The following is a 24145-nucleotide window of genomic DNA, read 5'->3' as shown; positions in this document are numbered from 1 at the left end:
CTTAGCTAACATCAGCTAAAGCGCAGATTTTTTATCAGGCTATTTATGAAACAGTTACGTTTCAAAAGACCAATTAAAGGAAGAACATACTCAGCGATTAAAAACGCATCTGCTGAAATATGTAGGTAGCGCACTTATGGGGTTGACAAAGATAATATCCAGGTGCGTAGTTCCCTATAGATTTACTTTCCGGCATGTGTATAAATGAAAAAACCGCTTCTTGAGAAGCGGTTTTAAACGTAACGCGGATAAAAACCCGCAATTTAAAGTTATCGGTTACAGGTTTTCACCCGTATCATGCTTAAAAGTCATACCCCAGAGTCAGATACGCAATTGGTTTGGATACCGTTTTATCTTCAAGACCCCAACCATAGTCGAACTTAACAAAGTAGCCGAAAATCATAGTCCGTACGCCAGCCCCATAACCGATCAGGAATGGATTTTTGAAGTTAGTTACAGTAGCTCGGAATGGAATTTTATCCCCTCCAATTATTTCTGTATTCAGGCTATTGGCCCGATTAAATGGCCCACTACCCGACCAAGCCGTACCAATGTCTGAGAAAGCGACCAACTGAAGATTCCGCAGGAAATTCGACGTTACGTTACCCCGGTATAAGTATCTGATTAGAGGCAATCGAAACTCGGCGTTAAATAACATATAGCTGTTTCCTGTGAGTTTTCCCTGCCGGAATCCACGTAGCGGAGCAGCAAAATCAAGGAAAAACACGTTTCTATAATCGTACATTTCGGTACGAAACGGATTAGGTACAAGCAACGGGTTCGACGATACGTTCTCACGCTGATTCACACCGTAACCAATCCAGTTTTCCATTCCACCCAGTGTACTTTGCTTCGGCGATGGCCCACCCGACTGGCTGAAAGCAAAACGCAGCGCCAGTACAATGTCGCGATGAATACGTTGGTAGTGACGTAAATCAAGCGAAAGGCGTCGCCAGCTTTCAGACGAAGAACGTAGTCCGGAATATTCTTCATACCGAAGTTTTAACCGGGTGCCTACCATCATATTCATACCGTTGACTTTGGTATTGTCGAAAACGAATTCCCCGCGTAATCCCAGGTAATCAGAAACCCGATCAGGGTCGGCAAACGACGAGATATCAATCAGCCGCGTCATGGCGTAGAAAGGCGACAACGTAAAGCGACTGTTTACGGACAACGGGTAAGAGGCCGACACAGCAAAACGGTTGTACCGGTTCTTCTGGTTAATACCCGGCTGGTCGATGAACAGCGTCTGCCGGTCGAACCGTGCGCCAAAATCAACGCGGTGGGTTGAGTTGGTATACTCGGCAAATAAATCGCTGTTGTGCAAGGCGTTAGTCAGGCTGATAAACCCACCGGCACGCAACGTATGGTTTTCCAGTAAGTCTGTCAATGTTACCTCCTGCGCATAACCGAATCCACGAATAGGATCGATTCGCCAGTTCGAAGGTGCTTCATTCACGCCAAATAAGCCCTGATACGGGAACGGCCCGCGAATAGTGATATTTTCCCGACGCCGGTTACGTAGCGAGGTTGCCGACGTAACAATAGAGGACGTATTGACCCCAGAACGACGCTGGCGGTTTTCGGTTGCTTTCAGTACGTCGGGATCGAACTTATAATTATCGGTATCTACTTCACCCGCTTCAAGTGCCAACGGTGTAACGGTAGTTGCCTGCACAGAAGTAGCTTGAGAACGTACCGACGAATCAGCGGGAGACGTAGCAGCACGAGCCGCCGTATCTGTCTTAACCTGTGCCTGTCGAGCGGCCGCCGGGGAGGCCGGACGTGTGCTGGCAACACGTTGCGTAGGTGGCGTTTGCGCACTCTGCGACAAATTCAGTTGGGCTTTAAAACCGATGTAAACTTCTCCATTCCGTATGCTGCTGTACACAAATCCACCGTTGGCTGGGAGCAGGTCGTACAGTTGAATACTCTGCGGGAAAGCAGTTACTTGCTGTACCGATTTGCTTTCGGTACTGAGTCGGTAGAGGTTACGGATTCCGCCGACATCATTCAGGAAATAAACAGTTGATTCATTAGCCGGAATTGGTTGCGTTGCGTGCGCTAACGAATCGGTTAGTCGCGTTACAGATAGATTGCGGGCGCTTCCTTCGTGTGAGAAGAGGCTTAAATAATCACGTACTGTTTTATAGGAGCCTTTATCGACACCCAACGTATCATCTTTCCGGTTCGAGCTGAAAACCACCTGCTGCGCGGTACGCCCGACAAACGCCGGATACAAATCGTCGTACAAGTCGTTGGTAATCTGCTGATACGTTCCCCGATTGATGCTATACAGAAATAGGTCATTTTGCCCCTTGTGATCGGCGCTCAAAATTAAACTGCCTCCATCTTCTGAAGCATCCATCCAAACAACCTGCGACAGGTTGTTGACGGTTCGCTTAAACTCGCGCTTAGGCCGTTTCTCAAAACTATACTGGTACAGGTTCGTCTGCCCCGACTCGTCGGTAATGACCAGCAGATTATTATCGCGCTGCCAGGCGACAAGTGGCGTACTGGTTCGGGAAGTTTGCCCATCCAGTCGGTAACCGCCCGTCAGAATAGTCGTTTTCTTCTTATTTGACGTGTTTACTACGTTTACCTGAAACCGGCCATCGTGCAAAACTGTATAGGCAATAAACTGTTTATCAGGGCTTAACTTAAGGCTAATCAGTGACGTTTTGTCGTTCACGGAACTTACCTTGATACGCAAATCGTCAGTACTGCTGGCGTACGATTGTGTTACGTTAGTAGCCATGCCGGTGTAATAATCGCGCCATTCGCGCAGAAAACGGCTGTATGGAATTCCTAACGTACTGGAAATACTGTTCTGCTCATTCCGAATGATACGCGTCAGGTTCAGAATGTTCGAGATATTATCGCGGCCGTAACGCTGCACAATGTAATTCCAGATTGAGTGGCCTACTCGTTCGGCATCCGACCCCGACAATATTGACGGTTTACGTACCGGACGCGTGAGTGATACGTCGCGCATGTAATCATCCAGTTCCAGACTATTACCCTCGGCAATGTAGGAAGCAATTCCCGGCATGAACCAATCGGGTAGTGTTAGGAGCAACGAACTCTGAAGAGCGTCTTTCAGGCTGCCGCCATAAAGCATATCATAGACGAACAGCATCGCTACGTCGTGGATAATCTGCTTCCGAAAACTGACCTGATCGCCCGTGAAAGCCAGCTCAATACGTGATTTTGAAAGATCCTGTTCCTGGCTGCTAAGGCCGCCCTGTGCGTTGAGGCCGATGTTGCTCTGAGCCAGTTCTTCGGGTGAATTGAAGAGGAAAATTTTGACGCGGTTGTAGGGCGTATATCCTAATAATTCGGTGATCCGATCGAATTCAGATTCAGCATACTGGGCGGTCAGGTTGGCGATCTGGGTACCATCCTGATAGTAGTAAATCTCAAAATTCGATGTGCGGATTATTTTCCAGTCAAAACTGCGATACTGAATGCGATTTTTCCCAAATCGCTCCATTGACGGAAAATTTTGTGCTATGGCTGTGCTCGCGCCAACCAGCCACAGGCTCAACAGCAAAATGTATTGATTTCGCATACGAGTAATAGTCAGAAGCAAGGGTCGAAATAGCAGGTTGAGAACAGTTCGTCAGTATATATCCAGTATATATAATAACGTATTGTATTCTTGTTACTGCCTATGCATTCCTGGCTCCTTCTAATAACGATATATACCGACGAATATTCACTTCTGAATCTAATTCTTCTCCATCCAGCAAATGGCGGGCAAATTGGTCGGCCAGATAAGGGGCCAACGAGACACCTTTAGTACCCATTCCCCCAAAAATTCCAACAGCCGGATGCTCGGGATGCATGCCAATAAACGGACGCCGATCTTTTGTCGACGGACGAATACCGGCCTGCTGGCCAACTATTTCGTAAGGTACTTTTAGCAATGATCGAACCTTTGACTCTAGAAACTGACGCCCATCGTCAGTTGTTTGCCAGTCCAAATCGTGCCAGCTATACGTAGCCCCTATTTTTACTAACCCTTTCCGGACAGGCAAGATAAAAATTCCCTGATTAACTATATTACTAATAGAGTAATTATCAACAAGCGCCGTCAGAATCTGTCCTTTCACAGGATTGTAAGGCAACCACGCAAATAATGGATTCTCGCGCGCTAAAACACCATCCGCAAATATAACTTTACTAATTTCAAGACCTTGCCATTTTGCTTTATTATGTCTGATTTCTAAATCTTTACCTAAAACTACGCCCTCAAAGTATTGATTTTTTTTAATAAAATAGCCTTTAATAATTCTGACAAATTCAATTAAATCCAACCATCCTGCCTGAGTAACCTCTATTCCACCGAAAGGATTATCAATAAAACCGCTATATTTTTGATAATCAACAGACTGTGATACGTATTGCCGTATATCCTCTGCCGATACAAGGTTCTGATACGTTACTTTTTCGGCTTCTGATCGGAATGGACGGTAGATATTTTTGGGCTGGAAGAAATGAACGCCGAGTTGATCCTCGATGTCGAAATAGAATTGGTGCAGGAACGGAAATAGGTTGTCAGCTTTCCAGGTACGAACTAGCTTACGGCCCGTCAACGGATTTACGATGCCAGCCGCCACCCCCGAAGCAGAAGGTAGCGTTGGCGCGTCGGCCAGGATAACGGAGCAGCCTCGTTGGTCGAGGGTCCAGGCCAGCACCGAACCAGCGACTCCCTGACCCACAATCAAAAAATCGACTTTCATAGAGGCAGCTCGCGGTTAGGTCACTACCTTTCCGTTACGTTCACGGTGAAGAATGGCTAGTTTTCGGTCAGCTAGTTCGATTACCCATTCGACCTGCTCTTCAATAGTCATATACGACGTATCAAGCAGTTCGGCGTCGGGTGCCTGAATAAGTGGACTCTCAGCGCGGGTAGTATCGATGAGATCGCGCTTTTCGAGATTGTGGATAATATCTTCCAAATTAACCATCTCGCCTTTTGCCAGCAACTCCTGCTGACGGCGTCGGGCGCGGGTATACGTATCAGCCGTCATGAACACTTTTACTTCCGCATCTGGAAATACTTTTGTACCAATGTCGCGGCCGTCCATTACTACACCCCGGCGACGCCCCATCTTTTGCTGTTGAGCTACCATTGCCCAGCGAACTTCTGGAATGGCACTTACTTCGCTAACGATGTTGGAGATGTACATTTTACGAATTTCCTCCTCTACGTTCAGCCCGTTGAGGCAAGTTTCGTTTTTACCTGTTTTGGCGTTGTGTTTAAACGCAATATGGATATTTTCAAGCGCCAGTGTTACGTCCCGATGGCTGTTGAGCGAGATACGTTCCTGAATAAAAAACAGGCTAACGGCACGGTACATGGCGCCGGTGTCGATGTATCCGTAACCCATGCGGGCGGCTACGGCTTTTGCGGTCGTACTTTTTCCGCAGCTCGAATATCCATCAATGGCGATGACTATCTTCGGCATGTATAGGGGGCCCGCCGAAGCGGTAGTGATACAACAAAGTAACTCAAAAAACGGCGTATAGTTAAGCAAGTTTTAATGCAATTATACTACGTTTCTCGCGCTCATACATATTTCGTCAGCTAACCTCCATAAGCTGAATGGCTTACGTTTTCATAATCACTACGTAGTATGGCAAAGATGTATTCGTCGAGATATTGATTGTTCTTGATAGCCGCTTTCCGGAGAATGGCTTCGTGTCGATAACATGCTCGTTCGAGTACACTCATTGAACCGATATTTCCCTCAAGTACGCAGGCAAAAATGCGATTTACCTGAAAGTTCTGAAAGATATAATTGGTCATAATGGGCAAGGCTTCGGTCAGGATACCACGTCTCCAGAAGTCTTCGCTCAGCCAGTAGCCAATTTCGGCGTTGTAGCGATAAATATCGTCTTTTACCGTAAAGCCGATATTACCAACAGCCTGACCGTCAATATCGATAGCAAGATTATTAGGCTGTTGATAAGATTTATTGGAGCGCACCCACGAGTTGGCATCACGGGGCGTGTACGGATAGGGAAAAAAATCCCGAACGTTGTTCCAAATATTACGATTGTTCGCGTGCCGCACCAGCGACTCTTCGTCACCTTCCCGCCAGGGGCGTAACTGACCGATAGATAGAGGAAAATTGATCAAAGTAGTAGTCAAATCAGGCCTTCTTAAGTAAGTCAGTAACAATACGTTTAGGCAAATGTTAGCCTAATCAGGCAGTTTGTGAGCCATTACGTCGCCAATACTACGAATAACTTCATCTCCCTCCTACCCTGATTCACACCTTGCTTTACTGTATTCGTCGGAAAATACAATTAGTAGCCCAAAAGAGTACCTAGTTTTGGTCACCCAACCAGCAAGTAACCAACAACGTAGTGAAAAATCCTGAAGCTTGATTACCTCCTCTTCCAGATCGGAAGCACTACGATCATAAATAGATTGCTTATCAATATCTTATACATTTTTCATTAGTCATTATTTATTGATTAAAGCTATGATAAACGAACTGATTAAAACGGATGAGGAAACAGCTATTCGACAGGTATTCGACAACTTAGCCGTCGCCTGGAATGCTGGTGATGCGAATGCGTTTGGTCAAAATCTTACCGACGATTGCGACTACGTAACGTTTGCCGGTCAGCATATAAAAGGCCGTCAGGAGAATGAGAAAATTCATGACGAATTATTTCACTCGTGGGCGCTACATGGCTCGACCATGCACACGGGTACATCAACACCAAGCATTTCATTTTTGAGCGAAACAGTTGCTCTTATGCACTCAACCGGAACCATTAAACTTCGCTTCCAGAAAGAGCCGCCTTTAGATCGGCTTTCGATTCAGACGACCGTGTTGATCAAAGAAAACGGTACGTGGAAAATCCGTGCCTTCCATAATTGTCGAATTCAGAAACCGGGTTTGTTCCAGCGACTTATGATGTCGTTCTCAAAAAAATAATTATTTGCAAACCCGTTAAATACGATGAAAAAAGTTCTTATTCCAGTCATTACGTTACTAGATGGCAGTAGCCTGCTACGTTCTGAAAAGGCCGGAAAAAATGGGATACATTTAAACTGGCCAACTGCCTATAGTCGTGAGTCACTTGTTGTCAGCCAATAAAGACGTAGCAGACTACTAACTGACGACCAACGACTTAGGAATTCCGACTTATACGTCTATGACGCGCGAACAACTCATTGGTACCATTGGCAAAAACGGCCGTCGCCTGAATATGATGGGCTCCGACCTGGCCAATTTCGATTTTAGCGGACTCGACCTGTCGCAGGCCGATTTTCGTTTTTCAAATCTGGAAAGGGCTAATTTTCAGAAGGCCATTCTTCGAGGGGCCGACCTTAGTTTTTCAAATCTTGAAGGCGCTTCGTTTGCCGACGCCGATCTCTTCGAAGCAAACCTAAATTTTTGCGGTCTGGAAGATGTAGATCTGACGGGTGCCAACGTAGAGGGTGCTACGTTCAACTTTTCCGGACGTAGCAAATATCGCCCTCCTACTGCCGACCGACCAGAGCCAATTACGTTGACGACCCTCTTGCAAAAACCAGGTTTAGGGACGCTCATCGGAGCAATGCTAGGCGCGTTGCTTATCTACGGAAGCAATGCGGTCATTTTTTTTACAAATCTCATTATCAAGGCCAAAGATCCGCTAATGGCGGGCTTATACCGTTTTTTGATTGTCCAAAACCTTACCGACGGAGCCGTCGTATTTTTAATGACCTGGGCATTGTCGGGTTGGCTCACACGTCAGTTTCGGGCTATTTGGCAACGGCATCTTTTTGTTAGCTTTGCAGTTACGACAAGCTTTTTTATTGTCAATACAGGGCTATACCTGCTCTTAGGTAAGCCTTATCTTGATGAGCTGGCCAAGCGGCCCGGCGCCATTGAAGAGACTGCTCCCTGGCCTATTTATATGATAGGCGACTTATTGATTGCCAATTTTTTCTTATACATACTACAGCAAGGGCGTCAGTTAACCCGAAAACTGTCGGAACAGGAATTTCAGCTACTGAACCTGGAAAAGCTTAAAACCCGTGCCGAACTGGACGCACTACAGGCGAAAATAAACCCGCATTTCCTTTATAATTCACTCAACAGCATCGCCAGTCTGGTGCACGACGATCCCGACAAAGCCGAAGAAATGACGCTTCTTCTGTCGAAATTATTCCGCTATTCAACCGGCCGCGACCGTGAACTATTTGCTACGTTGGCCGACGAGCTGGAGATGGTTCAGACGTATTTACAAGTCGAGCAGGTGCGTTTTGGGAAGCGACTGACGTTCAGTGTCGAAGTGTCGGACCCAGCCCTGAACGAACTGAAACTACCGCAGTTTTTGCTACAACCTATCGTTGAAAATGCGATTAAACACGGCATCGCTAAACGAGCCGATACGGGACGTATTGACGTCAGGATTTACGAGAAAGGTGGAGAATTGCACCTTTGCGTCCACGACAACGGCCCGGCTTTTCCCGACAACATGGATGGCGGGTACGGCCTACGTAGCATTCAGGATAAACTCAAGTTGCTTTACGGTGAAAACGCTCGCGTTGAACTTCAAAATTGGCCGCTTAAGCAGGTACTTATATCCATCAGCATGCATAAAATCAAGGCCACCGACACAGCTATACTACCCGACGCTTAATCTCAACTCCCTATGCAATTTCCTTTAAAAACCCTCCTGATTGATGATGAACCATTGGCTATCAGCCGATTGAAACGTCTGTTAAGTAAGCACAACGATACGTTCGAAATTATTGGTGAAGCGTCGAACGGCGCTGAAGGACTGACACTCATAGAAGCCGAAGAACCAGACGTTATTTTTCTGGACATTGAAATGCCTTTACTGAATGGTTTTGAAATGCTGGCCAAATTGACGCATATGCCGATGGTTATTTTCGCGACGGCCTTTAATCAATACGCCATTCGGGCTTTTGAAGAAAATTCGGTCGATTATCTAATGAAGCCTATCGAAGCTGAACGGCTGGCACGTACCGCCCAGAAAATCAGAACCCTGGCAGAACGTAATGAATTAGTTCGGTCGATAAATAATCCTATGACTGAGAGCGTGATGAAGCTTCTGGAGCAGATGCAGCCTAAGAAAGAGATTTACTCGATTTCAGTAAAAACCGGCGAAAAAATCATTCTGGTGCCTCTTTCAGATATAGCTTTTTTTGAGGCCGAAGATAAATACGTGTTTCTAGCAACGATCGACGGCCAGAAATATCTGACGAGTTATACGCTAACGACACTCAACGAAAAACTGCCTGATACGTTCGTGCGTGTAAGCCGGTCAGTGATGGTAAATCGGCATAAAATTGCAGAAGTCCACCGTCACTTCGACGGTAAATTTGTGCTGGCCATGAACGATAAAAAAGGTACCAAATTAACCACCGGCAGTACGTATGGCGAAGCTGTCCGGCAGTTGATGGAACTCTGACAACTTATGAAAGCGGCAACCGAACGTAAAATTATCCGCTGGTTCCACATCCTGGCCAGCCTCCCGATTCTGGGCTACATTTATGGGCCAGTGGCTGCACTGCCAGAGCCTGCTTTCGCCGTTCGAATGGTTATTTTACCAGCCGTTATTTTATCGGGTTTCTGGCTCTGGCTGGGACACTACGTTAAGAAATGGTTTCGTACTGGACAGGGACGTAGCCAAAAACCGGTTAATTTCGCCCGTAAATAAGCGTTTTATGAGTAAGAAAAACCGAACCGGCGTGGTATATTCTACTAACCCGGACTTCCAATACGAAGCTGACGACCAGCCCGAAGCTGATACGTTACCAGCGGCTCAGCAGAATCTCAAAATCTGGCTTGTGAAATTGGGGGGCAATAAAGTTGTTACGTCAATACGTGGATTTATCGGGAGCAGCTCCGATTTAGCCGACCTTGGCAAACAACTAAAAACCGCCTGTGGATCAGGCGGTTCGGTTAAGGATGACGAAATTCTGATTCAGGGCGACCACCGCGACAAAGTACTGGCGTGGCTCTCCGGCAAAGGCTATAAAGCGAAAAAAGCAGGAGGGTGAAAATGATGTATGAGATATAATGTAGTTCTCAGCAATACGTCATATCTCATACATTTTATATCTATTCGATTCCGCCCATCCAGCGTTTTAGAGGTTTCACAAAGAACAGCATTAATAGACCAAAGCCTAAGCCGAAATACGCGACACTCTGAAATAACTCGGGCATTTGCTGCACATTCTCTTCCTCAAAACCACCGGCAAATAAACCGGCGATCAGGTTACCTAGCGACGAACCAATAAACCATAGTCCCATCAACTGACTACTGTATCGTTTGGGCGATAATTTTGAGAAGGCGCTCAATCCAACCGGACTTAAAAACAGCTCGGCTAAGGTAAAAAACAGATACGTAGCGGTTAAATAGAGAGACGATGTACGGACGCCGGTCAGCGCAACTTTGGCGGCAAATACCATCACTACGTAAGCAACTCCCAGCAACAATAGCGAAACGGCAAACTTGGCCGGGACTGGAAAACTGATTTTCCGATTGTCCAGAAACAGCCATAGAGCAGCCAGCACGGGCGAAAAGATCAGAATAAAAGCCGGATTCAGGTTTTGAAACCAGCTCGATGGAATTTCCCAACCGAAAAACACCAAGTTGGTGTAGCGATCGGCGAAAATTTGCAGTGAAGAGCCTTGCTGCTCATTACCAGCCCAATACGCTGCCGACGCCAGAAAGAAAACAAATAAGACGGTCACTCGCTTTTTCTCAACCGTATCTAAACCACCGGCGATCATGAGAAAAGCAAAATACCCCAGTGCTACCGCCGAGATAATCGTACCCATTCCCTTCGCTAAACCCTGCGCCGTTGTCAGGTCAAGTACGCCCGTAAATTGCAGAACGGCCATCAGTATTACCAAAGCCACAACAAATAGCAATATAGGCCGATTACTCGTCGGAGAAGCCTCTGTTTCAGTTGCGATTTGCTTCGCGGTGTAATTGCCAAGGTTGCCGAGATATCGCTTGCCCAGGGTTTGAAAGGTAATCAGACCCAAGGCCATCGCAATTGCAGCTGCGCCAAAACCATAATGCCAGCCCACTTTTTGTCCTAAATAACCCACCACCGAAATACCCAGCAACGAGCCAGTGTTGATGCCCATGTAGAAAATCGAGAAAGCAGAATCCTTACGAGCACCCCCTTCTGGATATAATTCGCCAACGATGGTGCTGATGTTGGGCTTAAGCATACCGGTCCCGATAGCGACGGTGCACAAACCGGCATAAAATATTCCAGGCCCGGCCGGAAAAGCCAGAATAATGTGGCCAAGCATAATGATTATACCACCAATGACAATCGATTTGCGCTGCCCCAGCAAGTTGTCGGCAACCCAGCCGCCGGGCAATGAAAGCAGATAAACAGAAGCTGTATAAATTCCGTAGATGGCAGCTCCATCGCCTTCCGTAAGGCCCATTCCGCCCTTAACATTATCGATCAGGAACAGCAGCAAAATGGCCCGCATACCGTAGTAGCTAAAACGCTCCCACATTTCCGTAAGGAAAAGCACGAAAAGGCCTATTGGGTGCCCAAATAGGGTGGGTGTATTACGGATGGGTTTTTCAAGAGTGGCTTCCATTCGGTTGGGTAAATTGATTAGTTTGCCGAAGATTATGTGTAAGTAACGAATAAAATAGCTGTAAATATACCGTTGTCACCCAATATTGACAACTAACCTGCCCCCTCAATCTGTTGTTCTATGCTGCTTCCATTTAATTTCCAGAGTGATACGTATCTGGTACTTGATTTCTCGGCCACTAACCCTGATCTCGCCACACTTGATCTAACTGATACGTCCGCCTTTACAGATTATGTCTTTGGGAAGTTAAACGCGGCTGGCGCCAAAATTGGAGTTGGTGGCTACAATGAGCATAGAGTTATTTACCGACGAAGCGCCCATTTTAACGTAGTAACCGAAGAAGCCCCGTACGACGGACCGCGCGAAATTCATTTGGGAATCGATTTTTGGGCAGAAGCTGGAACGCCCGTTTTTGCACCGATGGACGGCATCGTACATAGTTTTCAGGACAACGCCAACTTTGGTGACTATGGCCCAACCATCATTCTCGAACACCAGAGCAACGTAACGCAAAAACCCCATTACTCGCTTTACGGCCACCTAACTCGCGCATCGCTGGATGGTCTTTATGAAGGCAAGCCATTCAATAAAGGAGAGAAATTGGGCGAGATCGGTCCCTACCCTGAAAACGGTGACTGGCCTCCGCATTTACATTTTCAGCGAATGACCGATATGCTTGGCCTGAAAGGCGATTTCCCCGGCGTTTGTTCGCTACGTGACCGGGCGAAATTTCTGACTATCTGTCCAAACCCAAATGAATGGATGGAAATTGAGGGGCTTCCTTAATCAAGACACAAGTATTTGCAATAAATCTTTCAAAATGTTTTGAAAGAACAGAAACTTTCATTTACCTTTGGGCATGACATTCGATGAAGCCAAAGACAAATTCATTCATACCTGGGGTACTCTGGCCACCCAGTGGGGTATAAATCGTTCTATGGCGCAATTGCATGCTTTACTCCTGATTGCTCCAGAGCCGCTTGCAACTGAAGACGTTATGGAGCAATTGCAAATTTCCCGAGGTAACGCCAGTATGAATCTCCGTGATTTGATGGATTGGGGTCTAATTTATAAACAGCTCAAGCCCGGCGAACGAAGAGAGTTTTTTGTAGCCGAAAAAGATATTTGGAAAGTGGCTCGGCAAGTGGCTAAAGAACGTCGGCGACGGGAAATCATGCCCGTTCTCGACGTACTGAACGACCTTAAAACGATTCCAACGGATACGCCCGAATCGCAGGAATTTCATCGTATTATGGAAGGGTTGAGTAACGTAGTGGGTTTTGCAGATAATACGCTTAATGCGGTTATCAAAGCCGAAGAAAACTGGCTAATGAGTCAATTTTTAAAAGTGTTCCGATAATTTTTTTGCGTTATATTTCAATAATTTCTGAAACTACAGAAATCATGAAAAAGTTAATCGTTTATGACAATAGCTGCCCTATGTGTCGATTGTATACAAAGGGACTAGTCTCAGCCGATAAAGGCAATTGCTTAAGTCGTATTGGCAATAATCAACTGACCGACAAACCGCTGCTTGATAAGCTAGATTTACAACGCGCTCGCCACGAGATTCCGCTCATCGACCTTGACGGCGGAGAAACACTTTACGGGATCGATAGCTTGATTTATGCATTCGGCCAGCGAAATAAAACAATCGAAAAAATACTGTCTTTCAGCTGGTTGCGACCAATTCTACAAAAGTTATATGCTTTCATTTCCTTCAACCGACGAATAATCATTACGTCTCCGCCCAACCGCTGGCAACTACTGGACCTACAACCTGAGTTTCGGGCTGGCTACCGACTGTCTTTTATTTTCTTCGTGTTCAGCCTGGTTACTATTCTACACTACGTATTCAATGGCACACTGGAATGGTCAGTAATGGCTTTATTAAGCGGGCAAGTTGGTTTAGTCGCTTTGTATTTGTGGCGCCAAAAACAATTCTCATTCCTCGAAACGCTGCTCGACTACACTGGGCATTTGGCAATGAGCTTACTACTGGGTGGTATTATTATGGCTATTGGCTTAGCGTTTCACCTCCCAGTTAGTGTGCTGATTGGCAGTTCATTAGCTATCAGCCAACACTTTATCCGTGCTTACCGGCTTGGTCTGAACCTGTGGTTAAGTGCTAGTTTCACAGTAATTTATCTTTTGATTGTATTTCCATGAAAGCGCACAAAATCATTCTTGCAGGTGGCAGTGGCTTTATTGGACAGTTGCTTAGCGCACACTGGAAAAACACTGATACCGAGCTGATTATCCTATCCCGCCAGCCACACCCGAACCACAATAACGTCCGATACGTCGTGTGGGACGGTGAAACGTTGGGTGATTGGGTAAATGAAGTTGATAATACCGACGTATTAATTAACCTGACGGGAAAATCAGTGGATTGCCGATACACAGAACGCAATAAGCAACTGATTATTAGTTCTCGGATTAATTCGACAAAAGTGCTGGGAGAAGCTATTCAACAGAGCAAAAATCCGCCTGTATTGTGGATCAACTCGTCTTCCGCTACTATTTATCGACATTCACTTGATAAACCTATGGATGAGAATACAGGCGAAATCGGCGGAGACAAATTACAGTATACGTTCTCCGAAGATGTATGTCAGGCTTGGGAAAACGCATTCTGGAAAGCTGAAATACCCACCCATGTTCGGAGAGTTGCTTTACGGATGGCTATCGTTTTAGGACGGCAAGGCGGTGTATTCCCCGTTTTAAAACGCTTGGTCCACTTTGGATTGGGTGGCCAAATGGGGCAGGGTAATCAGTTCATGAGTTGGCTACATGAGCAAGACTTAAATAACATTATTGACTTTATCATCCAGAACGATACAATCACAGGTACATACAACTGCTCAGCACCTTATCCAATTCGGAACAAAACCTTTATGCAGACGCTACGTAAGAGTATGGGTGCAAAATTTGGATTGACATCGACAGAATGGATGCTTACCATTGGTGCTTTTTTTCTGCGAACAGAACCGGAATTAGTACTCAAAAGTCGGAACTTAGTACCCAAAAAATTATTGAATTCTGGTTTTCGATTTCAATTCCCTACTGCGCAGGAAGCGTTCTTAGATTTAATTGCTAAATACCATTCTGTTTAGAACTGAAAAATAATAATCAGTTCTTCAGAAAATCGACCACTGCTTTAGCAAATTCGGGGGTTCGCATGGCACCGCCGTGATTGCCCGGCACAATGATCAGCCGCGAACCGGGTATAGCATCGACCAGCGTTTGCGGATCGCCGTTGTCTTTGTCCTGATCGCCATTCACTACCAGCACTGGTATCTTAATTTTTGCCAATTCAGCTTTGCTGGTTACAGGTTGGAACTCTTGCAAACGTGCCAGTACGACGGTATCAGCACCCGATTTTTTGGCGTTATCGACGGCGGGTTGTAGTTCGGGATGGCTGCCTGGCTTGGTCAGGGCTTCGAAGAAATTTTTACGACGTATCCAGTTTGGGTCCGAAAAATCGACGCTGATTCCTCCCATCACCGCCCGGCGTACCTGTTTGTCCATCGTCAGCAATTTAGCCGTTAAAATTGCCCCGCGCGAGTAACCTACTACGTCGTAATTGGTCAGGCCCAGGTGTTTCATCAAGGCCATTACGTCCTTTAATTCCATATTGTCCCGATACGCTTCGGCAGCATGTGGTCTGTCTGATAAACCGTTTCCGCGCAAATCGAGCGTAACGACTTTGAAACCGGCATCGGCTAATGACTGTCGCACCGCTGAACGTTTCCAGCTTTCACTGTTGCTGATGAACCCATGTAGCAGCACAACCGGTTTTCCTTCGCCGACAATATCATAATGAATTTTTGTTCCATCGAATGATGTAAAGAGCGGCTCGCGAGACGATTGTCCGTTCGCTGCAACGGCTACTAGTAAGCACATAACAAATAAATAAACCTTCATTGGATGCATGGATTTGGCTGATCAGCGTAAAAATCAATTGGATAACGTAGTTAAGTCTAACCTTTCGCCATTCTACCGGGTTATCCTATCTATCACCTAATCACGGAACGATTATGATCGCCTTTCAGGATGACGAAACAGCAACTGCTACGTCCCAAACGGGTTTGTGGGAAGACCGGATGGCACCCGACCCGTTTATAAACCAGAGCGGAGCCGCAATGGAAGATGACGAGGATGAAGTTGATGATGACGTAGCAGATCAGGAAGAATATGATGAGCCGCTCGACGAAGACGGCGACCCTACTGGTGAACATGACCATCATCAGGACGACAATTATTCTTTGGGAGGACACGTAACACGCTCAAGCAGTTAACAACGTAACGCTATGAATACGACTGATAATCAGAATTATGATCCTGCTGAAGATGATAACCAGGGCGTAGTGCAACTACTGGCGCAGAGCGAGACAGCAGAACCAGGCGTAGCACAGGCTAACCAAATGAGTCCAGAAGCGGCTATGGGATCAGCTAATGAAAAAGATGGCGATTCACCCGAAGGTGAACGTATCAACGATGACGTACTGGCCGAAGAAGCAACCGAGTCTGGTGATCAGACTCTAAAAAATGAGTAAGCATTCGGTTGTTATTTTTTAGAACATCTTTATCCAATATAGTCGATGAATGCCAATCAGTTAGCTCAACTTGTGATACGTATTGGGCTAGGTATCAATATGCTGATGCACGGTCTGGTACGTATCCCAAAACTTCATGCATTTGTTGCGAAAACAGAAGCGGGCTTTGCCCAAACTATTCTACCTCCTCTCTTAACCAAAGCGTTTCTGTACACACTTCCGTTTCTTGAGTTAAGCTGCGGCCTTTTGATATTGATTGGTGGTCAATTCAGCAAGTGGGGATACTTACTTGGCGGGTTAATTATTAGTGCGTTGTTATTTGGAACAACGCTCAAAGAAGATTGGTCAGGCGCTGGTAACCAGCTGATTTACATCATCGCTTTCTATTTGGCACTACGTGGTCTGGATGGCGCAGGCCGGAGTCGGTTCCGATAATTTTCAACAAACCTTACAACGGTTCGCAACGGGGATGAGTCTGTATAGGAAACCATCTAATTTCAGAATGAAATCAACGTTGTTGTTAACCGCCATTTTAACAGTCAGTTTATTCAGTTTTTCAGCCTGCAAACAGGACGACGTACCAACCCAAGCTGGCCTCCCCTACCAGTCCTCCTTCCAGCGCGACGCCGACGGCTGGACAGCCGACATCACCGATTATGGCACGGCGCAAGAAAACATAATGGAATTCAAATCAGCACGTACCGGTTTGCCATCTCCGCTCGATTCTACTCGGAAGTCGTTGATGATCGAAAGCATGAACCGCAGCGACGATGCCTTCATGTTTTTGAAAAAGAAAGTAACCGGATTACAGCCGAACACCGATTACAAGCTGATTTTCAACGTAGAACTAGCATCGAAATATCCAGAAAATTCGATTGGGATTGGCGGATCGCCCGGTAGCAGTGTCTGGTTAAAAGCAGGCGCTTCTCCTGTGGAACCGGTCAAAGAATTGAAAGACGGATTTTATGCGCTCAATCTCGACAAAGGCGCTCAGAACAACGACGGTAAAGATGCGATACGTTTGGGAAATATTGCGAGCAGCGACGATACCGAAAATTACACACTTATCAAACGTAGCAATGCTGATAAACCCTTCATTGCCAGGTCGAACGAGAAAGGCGAACTCTGGTTGCTGGTAGGAACTGATTCTGGTTTTGAAGGACTAACAACGCTTTACTATAGCAGTATCAACGTAACACTCAACTAATTTCTGATTTGCTCAACTTCCTGAATGCCACTACGTAGTGGCATTCTTTTTTATTCAGAACAACTGCCTAGCTCCTTTACTTTGTTCTGCTCCAATAACCAGCAGTTACCATACACATCAGCGTAGCGAATCCGCACCAGAAACGACGTATCAGCCATCATCTGTTCTACCTTCTGAACGATTGAATCGTTTCGACTTACAAATAACAACTCCAGATCTTCTCCTGATTTAAAGACGTCGCCTATTGATACGTTGCCAAAACCCTTAGCTCCTGAAGTTGAGCGGCCAATATGCTCCCAGAATAAGTCACGTACATTCGAATACGATTTCCCCTTGTAAATCAGCGAATAGTCTTTGATAATAGCTGGGCCAACTCCTTTGTTTTCCAGGCCATAATGAAACTCCTGATCGTAACTAGAGCCTGTAATCTGCAAAAATGGCCAGACAGAGGCATGCTGCTGATCCCGCGCAATCTTCGTCTGAAAAATTGAGACAATCAGGGCAGCTAAACTTAGGAACGTAGCGGAAAGGCTAAGGTGTAATTCAATGTTGATACGTTTCTTGGGCGCAGGCATAACTAGATAGACTATGACGTCGAGATGCCCGAAATAACGGAAAGTTTCCGATATTTGTCCAGCCTGCCCGGAACGTACCCGTTCAGCCGATTGTTAAAATTATAGCACAACGGTGCAAAAAGGCACGTCATTAACCTAGATTATGAGCAAGGACGCTGACATTTTAGAAAGCATAACCAACGCTGAATATAAATACGGATTTGAGACCGTGATTGAAGCCGATGAGGCTCCGGTTGGTCTCGATGAGAGCATCATTCGTTTTATTTCTGCCAAGAAAAATGAACCTGAATGGCTGCTCGAGAACCGGTTGAAGGCCTTCCAGATGTGGCAGGGAATGACCGAACCCAAATGGCCGAACGTCAATTACCCTAAAATTGACTATCAGACTATTAAGTATTATTCAGCGCCCAAACAGAAGAAAACTGTTAATTCGCTCGACGAAATCGATCCCGAATTACTTGATACGTTCAACCGGCTAGGCATCTCGCTGAGTGAGCAAAAACGGTTGGCAGGCGTGGTTGATACTATTACTACAGATACCAATCCGGATAATCGCCCGCGCGTAGCTGTCGATGCGGTGATGGATTCGGTTTCGGTTGCTACTACGTTCAAGAAAGATCTCGCCGAACGAGGTATTATCTTTTGCTCCATTACAGAGGCTGTTCACGAACACCCTGAACTGGTTAAGAAGTATTTAGGTTCGGTTGTGCCAGCAAAAGACAATTATTTTGCTGCCCTCAACGCGGCTGTCTTCACCGATGGCTCGTTCTGTTATATTCCGAAAGGCGTTCGTTGCCCCATGGAATTGTCGACCTATTTCCGAATCAATGCCGCTGGAACGGGTCAGTTTGAGCGTACACTGATTATTGCTGACGAAGGTTCGTATGTGAGTTATCTGGAAGGATGTACAGCCCCGATGCGCGACGAGAATCAGCTTCACGCAGCTGTCGTCGAACTGATTGCCCACGCCGAGGCTGAAATCAAATATTCGACCGTACAGAACTGGTACCCAGGCGACAAAGAAGGGAAAGGCGGTATCTATAACTTCGTTACCAAACGCGGTATCTGCGAAGGGCCGAACGCCAAAATTTCCTGGACACAAGTAGAAACAGGCTCGGCCATTACGTGGAAGTATCCGTCGGTGATTCTGAAAGGCGATAACTCGATTGGCGAGTTCTATTCGGTAGCTGTTACGAACAACATGCAGCAGGCCGATACAGGTACTAAAATGATTCACATCGGCAAAAACACCAAAAGCCGGATTGTGTCGAAAGGTATTTCGGCAGGCAAAAGCCAAAACTCTTACCGGGGTCTGGTGCAGGTACTGAAACGCGCTGAAAACGCACGTAATTACTCCCAATGCGACTCGCTATTGTTGGGTGATAAGTGCGGTGCGCATACGTTTCCTTATTTAGAAGTCAACAATCCATCGGCCACCGTCGAGCACGAAGCTACTACGTCGAAAATTGGCGAAGATCAGTTGTTCTACTGCAACCAGCGCGGCATTCCGACTGAACAGGCCGTAGCGCTGATCATCAACGGTTACGCTAAAGAAGTACTAAATCAACTTCCAATGGAATTCGCCGTTGAAGCGCAGAAATTGCTGGCGATTAGCTTGGAAGGTAGCGTAGGCTAATTGCTCAAGAAATAATTATTTGATTGAAGCCTCTACGGAAACGTAGAGGCTTTTTGTTACCCTGTTAGTTGAAGTTAAGTTACTACTTATCAGTCGGTAGGGGCAAGTACATATCGTAATTCAGCACATCGTTCGTGAATTGGCCTGCCTTAATAAACCCATACTTCGTGTAGTAGTGCATAGCCCGTTGGTTTCGGTCCTGAATGCCACCCCATAAAATAATGCGCTGTTTCCCCATCGTTCTGGCAATAGCCAGCGACTTTTTCATCAGGTGATTACCTAATCCCCGACTTTGATATTCATCCGTAATGGAAGGGGCTATTGAATAATCTGTCTCAGTACGTATTGGCATTCCCAGGGCTTGAAATCGAGCCGTATCCGAAGGTGTAGCCCCCGCCAACAGGAGAAAATAAGCGATTATTTTCCCAGTGGCTTCAGACACAGCGACCAGCCGTACAACCTCCTCTGGGTTTAGCGTCTTGCAGATATGCTCTATTGTTTCGACAATAAACGGATGCGGAGCAAAATAGCTTTTCGTCTGCTCAGATAAACCACTGAAATAAGCCGATAATTTCGACGCATCAGATGATTCCAACAACCGAATTGTGACTTGCTCCGCCACTGACAAGGTGATCGTTTCGGGTGTAAACGGTGCTACAGTAAAAAGTGGGGTCATCGATTTTAGTAAAGGTTAGTAACGGATTCACAACGTAGCAATTTAGAAACTCTCCTTGGAATCCAATTCAAAAAATCGTAAATTAGCCAGATTCTAAACGGCGCTAATGAACTTCGAATTAACCTCTGAATTTCAGCCTACCGGCGATCAGCCGAAGGCCATTGAACAACTCGTCAAAGGGCTTAAAGAAGGCGACCAATCCCAGGTTTTGCTGGGCGTAACGGGCAGCGGAAAAACGTTCACCGTAGCCAACGTAATCGCTCAAACAAACCGCCCGACTCTCGTATTAAGCCACAACAAAACGCTGGCAGCCCAGCTTTACGGCGAATTCAAACAGTTTTTCCCAAATAATGCAGTCGAGTATTTTATCAGTTACTACGACTATTACCAGCCGGAAGCGTACATCGCTACCACCAATACGTACATCGAAAAAGACCTGGCCATCAATGAAGAAATTGATAAACTACGTCTTTCCGCTACGTCGGCGCTGATGAGCGGCCGGCGTGATGTGATTGTGGTGGCCTCGGTGTCATGTATTTACGGCATGGGCAACCCTGACGAATTCAAACGGAACGTAGTGCCCATTGAAGTGGGAGCGCGATTGAGCCGAAACCAGTTTCTGCATCAACTCGTCAGCATTTTGTATAGCCGAACCGAAGGCGAATTTGGCCGGGGTACGTTCCGCGTGAAAGGCGACACGGTTGATCTCTACGTAGCATACGCTGATTTTGCGTACCGGGTCATCTTTTTTGGCGACGAGATCGAAACCATCCAACGTATCGACCCGTCCACGGGACGGAAAATTTCGGACGAGCGTTACGTTACCATTTTCCCGGCCAATCTGTTTGTTACCAGTAGCGAAACCATGCATAGCGCTATTCATCAGATTCAGGACGATATGATGACGCAGATACGTTATTTCGAGTCTGACTTTCGCGAAATGGAAGCTACGCGGATTCGGGAACGTACTGAATTTGACCTTGAAATGATGCGCGAATTGGGGTATTGTTCTGGTATCGAAAACTACTCCCGCTATTTCGACCGTCGTATGCCCGGTCAGCGACCTTTCTGCTTACTTGACTATTTTCCAGACGATTATTTACTGGTCGTTGACGAAAGCCACGTAACGATTCCCCAGATTCGGGCAATGTGGGGGGGCGACCGCTCCCGAAAAACGGCTCTGGTCGACTATGGATTCCGGCTTCCGTCGGCCATGGATAACCGCCCGCTGACGTTCCAAGAATTTGAAGATTTATCAGGACAGTCCATTTTCGTATCGGCAACCCCTTCTGACTACGAACTACGACGTAGCGAAGGCGTTGTTGTTGAACAACTTATCCGTCCGACCGGCTTGCTCGATCCTGAAATTGAAGTACGACCCAGTCTGAATCAGATTGATGATCTGCTCGAATCTATCGACAGTCGGGTGAAAAACCACGAACGCGTATTAGTTACTACGTTGACTAAGCGTATGGCCGAAGAACTGACTAAGTACCTCGACCGGGTTGGTGTTAAAACTCGGTATATCCACTCTGAAGTTAAAACACTCGACCGGGTTGAGATTCTGCGAGATTTACGGTTGGGAAATTTTGACGTACTGGTTGGTGTAAACCTGCTGCGTGAAGGGCTTGACCTTCCTGAAGTGTCACTAGTAGCTATTATGGACGCCGATAAAGAAGGGTTCCTGCGCGATATCCGTTCGCTGATTCAGACCATTGGCCGGGCCGCCCGGAATGCTAACGGTAAAGTAATTATGTACGCCGATACCATTACGGGTTCCATGCAGAAAGCTATCGATGAAACTAACCGTCGTCGAGCCATTCAGATGGAATACAACACAGATCATGGTATCACGCCAACCACCGTTCTGAAATCACGCGAAGCTATTATGGGTCAAACCAAAGTGGCGGATTCGAAGGTGAGGCATGTTTACATTGAGCCTGAAGAAATCCGCATTGCCGCCGACCCAGTGGTACAATACATGGGCAAAAGCGATCTGGAGAAATTAATTACGGAAACACAGTCGAAAATGGAACGAGCCGCCAAAGATTTAGACTTTCTGGAAGCCGCCCGCCTTCGCGACGAGTTGTTTCAATTACGGGATAAACTGAAGCAGGAGACAGCCTAATTACTTATAGCTGACTGTTTTTGCAGCGGTTAGGGAGAAACCCCAACCCTTCCTTGAGGTAATGCGATCGCATTACCTCATTGTCTTTTACGGCTTATGAACATGAGCAAACAAAATAAGTTGATAATTATGGATACTGATACGTAGCAGCTATGCGTCTGTATAGCAAATTACAAATTATTATTACCTTGCAGCCTGTCCGGTTGAAGCCCTCTCATAGCTATGAAACGTATTTTTACCATCCTCGGCATCATCGCTGCCGTTATATTGATTGGCTTATTTTCACTACGTAGCTGGACCAAATCCGGCAGCCCTGAAGCCATTACCGAAATAGATCAGAACGGCCTGAAAATTAAGGTAACCTACTGTCGACCGTATAAGAAAGGACGAGAAATTTTTGGCGGATTGGTCCCCTACGGAAAAGTCTGGCGAACGGGAGCGAATGAAGCGACTGTCATTGAATTAGGTCAGGACGTAACGGTTGCCGGGCAGCCTTTAAAAGCAGGAAATTATTCATTCTGGACGATACCTTCAAAGGCTGGTTGGATTGCCATTTTTAATAGCGAAACCGGGCAGTGGGGCACTAATTACGATCAATCCAAAGACGTACTACGTGTTCCGGTCGTATCGCGTCAACACACTCCTATGGCCGAACAGTTTACAATCAATCTGGTACCTGCCACGAATGGAGCCGACCTGATGCTGATTTGGGACACAACCGAAGCAACGGTCCCGTTTCAGCGTCGTTGAGCAACCTTCCTCGCTTCTACCTGCGAAAACCTGCACCGATAAATTTAAGGGCTTCGGGTAAACCGGTTCGCCAATAGGACCACGTATGGGCACCATCACGGGCACGATATTCATGTGGAATTTTACGCTCCAGCAAAGACACATGCAAGGCGGCATTACCAACGGTCAGGGCATCGTCGTCCCCACAGTCGAGATACCAGCGCACGCGAGTTAAATCGCCTTCTGGCGCTGATTTAGCCAGATTTATAGGGCTGTTACGTTTCCAGGTAAGCGTAAGCCGGTCTTCGCCCTTAGCTGGTCCACTGAAAATAGGCCCAAAAACCGTGTTATACCGCTCGTCAGGAATGCTTTTAAAGCTTTCGTCGGTACGAACAGCGGCACTCAGCGCGGCACAGGAACTGAACAGGTTAGGATGGTGCATAGCCAACATGAGCGACCCAAAACCACCCATCGACAGCCCCGATATGGCCCGGTATTCGCGCTGGGTCCGTGTTCGAAACATCGAATCGATGTGCGGAATCAATTCCTGCACAAACATATCCTCATAACGGACTTTATTCTGATAATCATTCACATACCACGTAACGCCTGCATTTGGCATCACAATAATCACGGGCGGTACGTCGCCAGACCGGATACACGTATCAGCAATACGGTCGGCTTCGCCAAACTGAATCCAGCCGGTTTCATCATCCCCCAATCCGTGCAACAGATACACTACCGGATAGCGTCGGTTTGATACGTAGTAATCGGGTGGTAGATACACTGAAAACTTCACCGCCTGATTCATCAATGAACTGTTCATCACTAAACTTTCGAGAAGACGCGTTTGAGGAGCCGCTACTACCGGTACGGGGCCATTAGTCTGAGGAGTAGTCAATTGGGCCCGGCGACGCGATTGAGCTATCGACGTTACGTGGAGGAAAATCAGTAGTGAACAGAAAACAAGATTACGTATACGCATAACGTCTGATGGGTTAATGGCGGTAAAAAATA

The 24145-nt window shown here is 46.5% G+C and carries 26 protein-coding genes; 17 read left to right on the top strand and 9 right to left on the bottom strand.

All coding sequences use genetic code 11. The annotated features are described in order from the left end of the window. Nucleotides 1-301: 301 nt before the first annotated feature. The 4 genes from ACYVF1_RS07605 to ACYVF1_RS07590 all read right to left on the bottom strand — a co-directional run bounded on the left by ACYVF1_RS07605 (nucleotide 302) and on the right by ACYVF1_RS07590 (nucleotide 6151). Nucleotides 302-3574 carry a hypothetical protein gene (locus tag ACYVF1_RS07605; protein ID WP_461077195.1) on the bottom strand — a complete coding sequence of 1091 codons (3273 nt, stop codon included), beginning with the start codon at nucleotides 3572-3574 and terminating at the stop codon, nucleotides 302-304. Between the two features lie 100 nt (nucleotides 3575-3674). Next, on the bottom strand, nucleotides 3675-4748 hold the full coding sequence (locus ACYVF1_RS07600) for an NAD(P)/FAD-dependent oxidoreductase (protein ID WP_461077193.1): 1074 nt from the start codon (nucleotides 4746-4748) through the stop codon (nucleotides 3675-3677). Nucleotides 4749-4763: 15 nt separating this feature from the next. Continuing rightward, nucleotides 4764-5477, bottom strand: coding sequence for a (d)CMP kinase (cmk, locus tag ACYVF1_RS07595; protein WP_461077191.1), 714 nt, complete (start codon nucleotides 5475-5477; stop codon nucleotides 4764-4766). A gap of 119 nt (nucleotides 5478-5596) precedes the next feature. Next, the gene (locus ACYVF1_RS07590) at nucleotides 5597-6151 is read right to left on the bottom strand and encodes a GNAT family N-acetyltransferase (RefSeq protein ID WP_461077189.1); all 555 of its coding nucleotides are present in this window, start codon (nucleotides 6149-6151) and stop codon (nucleotides 5597-5599) included. 349 nt (nucleotides 6152-6500) lie between these two features. Between ACYVF1_RS07590 and ACYVF1_RS07585 the strand changes: the two genes are divergently transcribed. From ACYVF1_RS07585 to ACYVF1_RS07560, 6 genes are read left to right on the top strand one after another with little or no spacing between them, the layout of a single operon-like run. Beyond that, entirely contained in the window at nucleotides 6501-6962 is a 462-nt protein-coding gene (locus ACYVF1_RS07585; RefSeq protein ID WP_461077187.1) for an SgcJ/EcaC family oxidoreductase, read from the top strand. Nucleotides 6963-6986: 24 nt separating this feature from the next. Then, entirely contained in the window at nucleotides 6987-7124 is a 138-nt protein-coding gene (locus ACYVF1_RS07580; protein ID WP_461077186.1) for a hypothetical protein, read from the top strand. Nucleotides 7125-7182: 58 nt separating this feature from the next. Then, nucleotides 7183-8658, top strand: coding sequence for a histidine kinase (locus tag ACYVF1_RS07575; protein ID WP_461077184.1), 1476 nt, complete (start codon nucleotides 7183-7185; stop codon nucleotides 8656-8658). A gap of 12 nt (nucleotides 8659-8670) precedes the next feature. Then, entirely contained in the window at nucleotides 8671-9453 is a 783-nt protein-coding gene (locus tag ACYVF1_RS07570; protein WP_461077182.1) for a LytR/AlgR family response regulator transcription factor, read from the top strand. 6 nt (nucleotides 9454-9459) lie between these two features. Further along, on the top strand, nucleotides 9460-9702 hold the full coding sequence (locus ACYVF1_RS07565; protein WP_461077180.1) for a hypothetical protein: 243 nt from the start codon (nucleotides 9460-9462) through the stop codon (nucleotides 9700-9702). Between the two features lie 7 nt (nucleotides 9703-9709). After that, complete coding sequence (locus ACYVF1_RS07560) at nucleotides 9710-10045, top strand: translation initiation factor (protein WP_461077178.1); 336 nt, start codon at nucleotides 9710-9712, stop codon at nucleotides 10043-10045. 61 nt (nucleotides 10046-10106) lie between these two features. Here the strand turns inward: ACYVF1_RS07560 and ACYVF1_RS07555 are convergent, their stop codons facing one another. Then, complete coding sequence (locus ACYVF1_RS07555) at nucleotides 10107-11618, bottom strand: peptide MFS transporter (protein ID WP_461077176.1); 1512 nt, start codon at nucleotides 11616-11618, stop codon at nucleotides 10107-10109. Nucleotides 11619-11738: 120 nt separating this feature from the next. Here ACYVF1_RS07555 and ACYVF1_RS07550 point away from each other — a divergent pair, with 120 nt between their 5' ends. The 4 genes from ACYVF1_RS07550 (at nucleotide 11739) to ACYVF1_RS07535 (ending at nucleotide 14734) form a co-directional block, all read left to right on the top strand. After that, the gene (locus ACYVF1_RS07550; protein WP_461077174.1) at nucleotides 11739-12404 is read left to right on the top strand and encodes a peptidoglycan DD-metalloendopeptidase family protein; all 666 of its coding nucleotides are present in this window, start codon (nucleotides 11739-11741) and stop codon (nucleotides 12402-12404) included. A 73-nt stretch (nucleotides 12405-12477) separates the two neighbouring features. Further along, on the top strand, nucleotides 12478-12978 hold the full coding sequence (locus ACYVF1_RS07545) for a GbsR/MarR family transcriptional regulator (RefSeq protein WP_461077172.1): 501 nt from the start codon (nucleotides 12478-12480) through the stop codon (nucleotides 12976-12978). 44 nt (nucleotides 12979-13022) lie between these two features. Next, a complete protein-coding gene (locus ACYVF1_RS07540) occupies nucleotides 13023-13787 on the top strand; it encodes a thiol-disulfide oxidoreductase DCC family protein (protein ID WP_461077170.1) in 765 nt (254 codons plus the stop codon). Further along, nucleotides 13784-14734, top strand: coding sequence for a TIGR01777 family oxidoreductase (locus tag ACYVF1_RS07535; protein WP_461077168.1), 951 nt, complete (start codon nucleotides 13784-13786; stop codon nucleotides 14732-14734). Before ACYVF1_RS07540 ends, ACYVF1_RS07535 begins: the two co-directional genes overlap by 4 nt. Nucleotides 14735-14750: 16 nt before the next feature. Here the strand turns inward: ACYVF1_RS07535 and ACYVF1_RS07530 are convergent, their stop codons facing one another. Next, nucleotides 14751-15545, bottom strand: a complete 795-nt coding sequence (locus tag ACYVF1_RS07530; protein ID WP_461077166.1) for an alpha/beta fold hydrolase — start codon at nucleotides 15543-15545, stop codon at nucleotides 14751-14753. Nucleotides 15546-15658: 113 nt separating this feature from the next. Here ACYVF1_RS07530 and ACYVF1_RS07525 point away from each other — a divergent pair, with 113 nt between their 5' ends. The 4 genes from ACYVF1_RS07525 (at nucleotide 15659) to ACYVF1_RS07510 (ending at nucleotide 17384) form a co-directional block, all read left to right on the top strand. Next, nucleotides 15659-15919: a hypothetical protein gene (locus ACYVF1_RS07525; RefSeq protein WP_461077164.1), complete on the top strand. Its 261-nt coding sequence runs from the start codon at nucleotides 15659-15661 to the stop codon at nucleotides 15917-15919. 12 nt (nucleotides 15920-15931) lie between these two features. Continuing rightward, nucleotides 15932-16177 (top strand): hypothetical protein, encoded by a 246-nt coding sequence (locus tag ACYVF1_RS07520; RefSeq protein WP_461077162.1) that lies wholly within the window; start codon nucleotides 15932-15934, stop codon nucleotides 16175-16177. A gap of 45 nt (nucleotides 16178-16222) precedes the next feature. After that, a complete protein-coding gene (locus tag ACYVF1_RS07515) occupies nucleotides 16223-16612 on the top strand; it encodes a DoxX family protein (RefSeq protein ID WP_461077161.1) in 390 nt (129 codons plus the stop codon). Nucleotides 16613-16679: 67 nt separating this feature from the next. Continuing rightward, the gene (locus ACYVF1_RS07510) at nucleotides 16680-17384 is read left to right on the top strand and encodes a hypothetical protein (RefSeq protein WP_461077159.1); all 705 of its coding nucleotides are present in this window, start codon (nucleotides 16680-16682) and stop codon (nucleotides 17382-17384) included. A gap of 50 nt (nucleotides 17385-17434) precedes the next feature. On the opposite strand, the gene ACYVF1_RS07505 is transcribed toward ACYVF1_RS07510, so the two are convergent. Beyond that, on the bottom strand, nucleotides 17435-17959 hold the full coding sequence (locus ACYVF1_RS07505; protein ID WP_461077157.1) for a hypothetical protein: 525 nt from the start codon (nucleotides 17957-17959) through the stop codon (nucleotides 17435-17437). A 142-nt stretch (nucleotides 17960-18101) separates the two neighbouring features. On the opposite strand from ACYVF1_RS07505, the gene sufB reads away from it, so the two are divergent. After that, nucleotides 18102-19595, top strand: coding sequence for a Fe-S cluster assembly protein SufB (gene sufB / locus ACYVF1_RS07500; RefSeq protein ID WP_461077155.1), 1494 nt, complete (start codon nucleotides 18102-18104; stop codon nucleotides 19593-19595). 82 nt (nucleotides 19596-19677) lie between these two features. Here sufB and ACYVF1_RS07495 read toward each other — a convergent pair whose 3' ends face one another. Continuing rightward, entirely contained in the window at nucleotides 19678-20271 is a 594-nt protein-coding gene (locus ACYVF1_RS07495; RefSeq protein ID WP_461077153.1) for a GNAT family N-acetyltransferase, read from the bottom strand. Between the two features lie 106 nt (nucleotides 20272-20377). Here ACYVF1_RS07495 and uvrB point away from each other — a divergent pair, with 106 nt between their 5' ends. After that, complete coding sequence (gene uvrB / locus ACYVF1_RS07490; protein ID WP_461077151.1) at nucleotides 20378-22399, top strand: excinuclease ABC subunit UvrB; 2022 nt, start codon at nucleotides 20378-20380, stop codon at nucleotides 22397-22399. Between the two features lie 222 nt (nucleotides 22400-22621). Beyond that, nucleotides 22622-23149 (top strand): DUF2911 domain-containing protein, encoded by a 528-nt coding sequence (locus tag ACYVF1_RS07485; RefSeq protein WP_461077149.1) that lies wholly within the window; start codon nucleotides 22622-22624, stop codon nucleotides 23147-23149. Nucleotides 23150-23165: 16 nt separating this feature from the next. Here the strand turns inward: ACYVF1_RS07485 and ACYVF1_RS07480 are convergent, their stop codons facing one another. Beyond that, nucleotides 23166-24113: an alpha/beta hydrolase gene (locus ACYVF1_RS07480; RefSeq protein WP_461077147.1), complete on the bottom strand. Its 948-nt coding sequence runs from the start codon at nucleotides 24111-24113 to the stop codon at nucleotides 23166-23168. Between the last annotated feature and the right edge of the window lie 32 nt (nucleotides 24114-24145).

This window comes from Spirosoma flavus, assembly GCF_054778555.1.
Note: the sequence above shows the minus strand (reverse complement) of the source record. Positions and strands in the feature narration are given on the sequence as shown.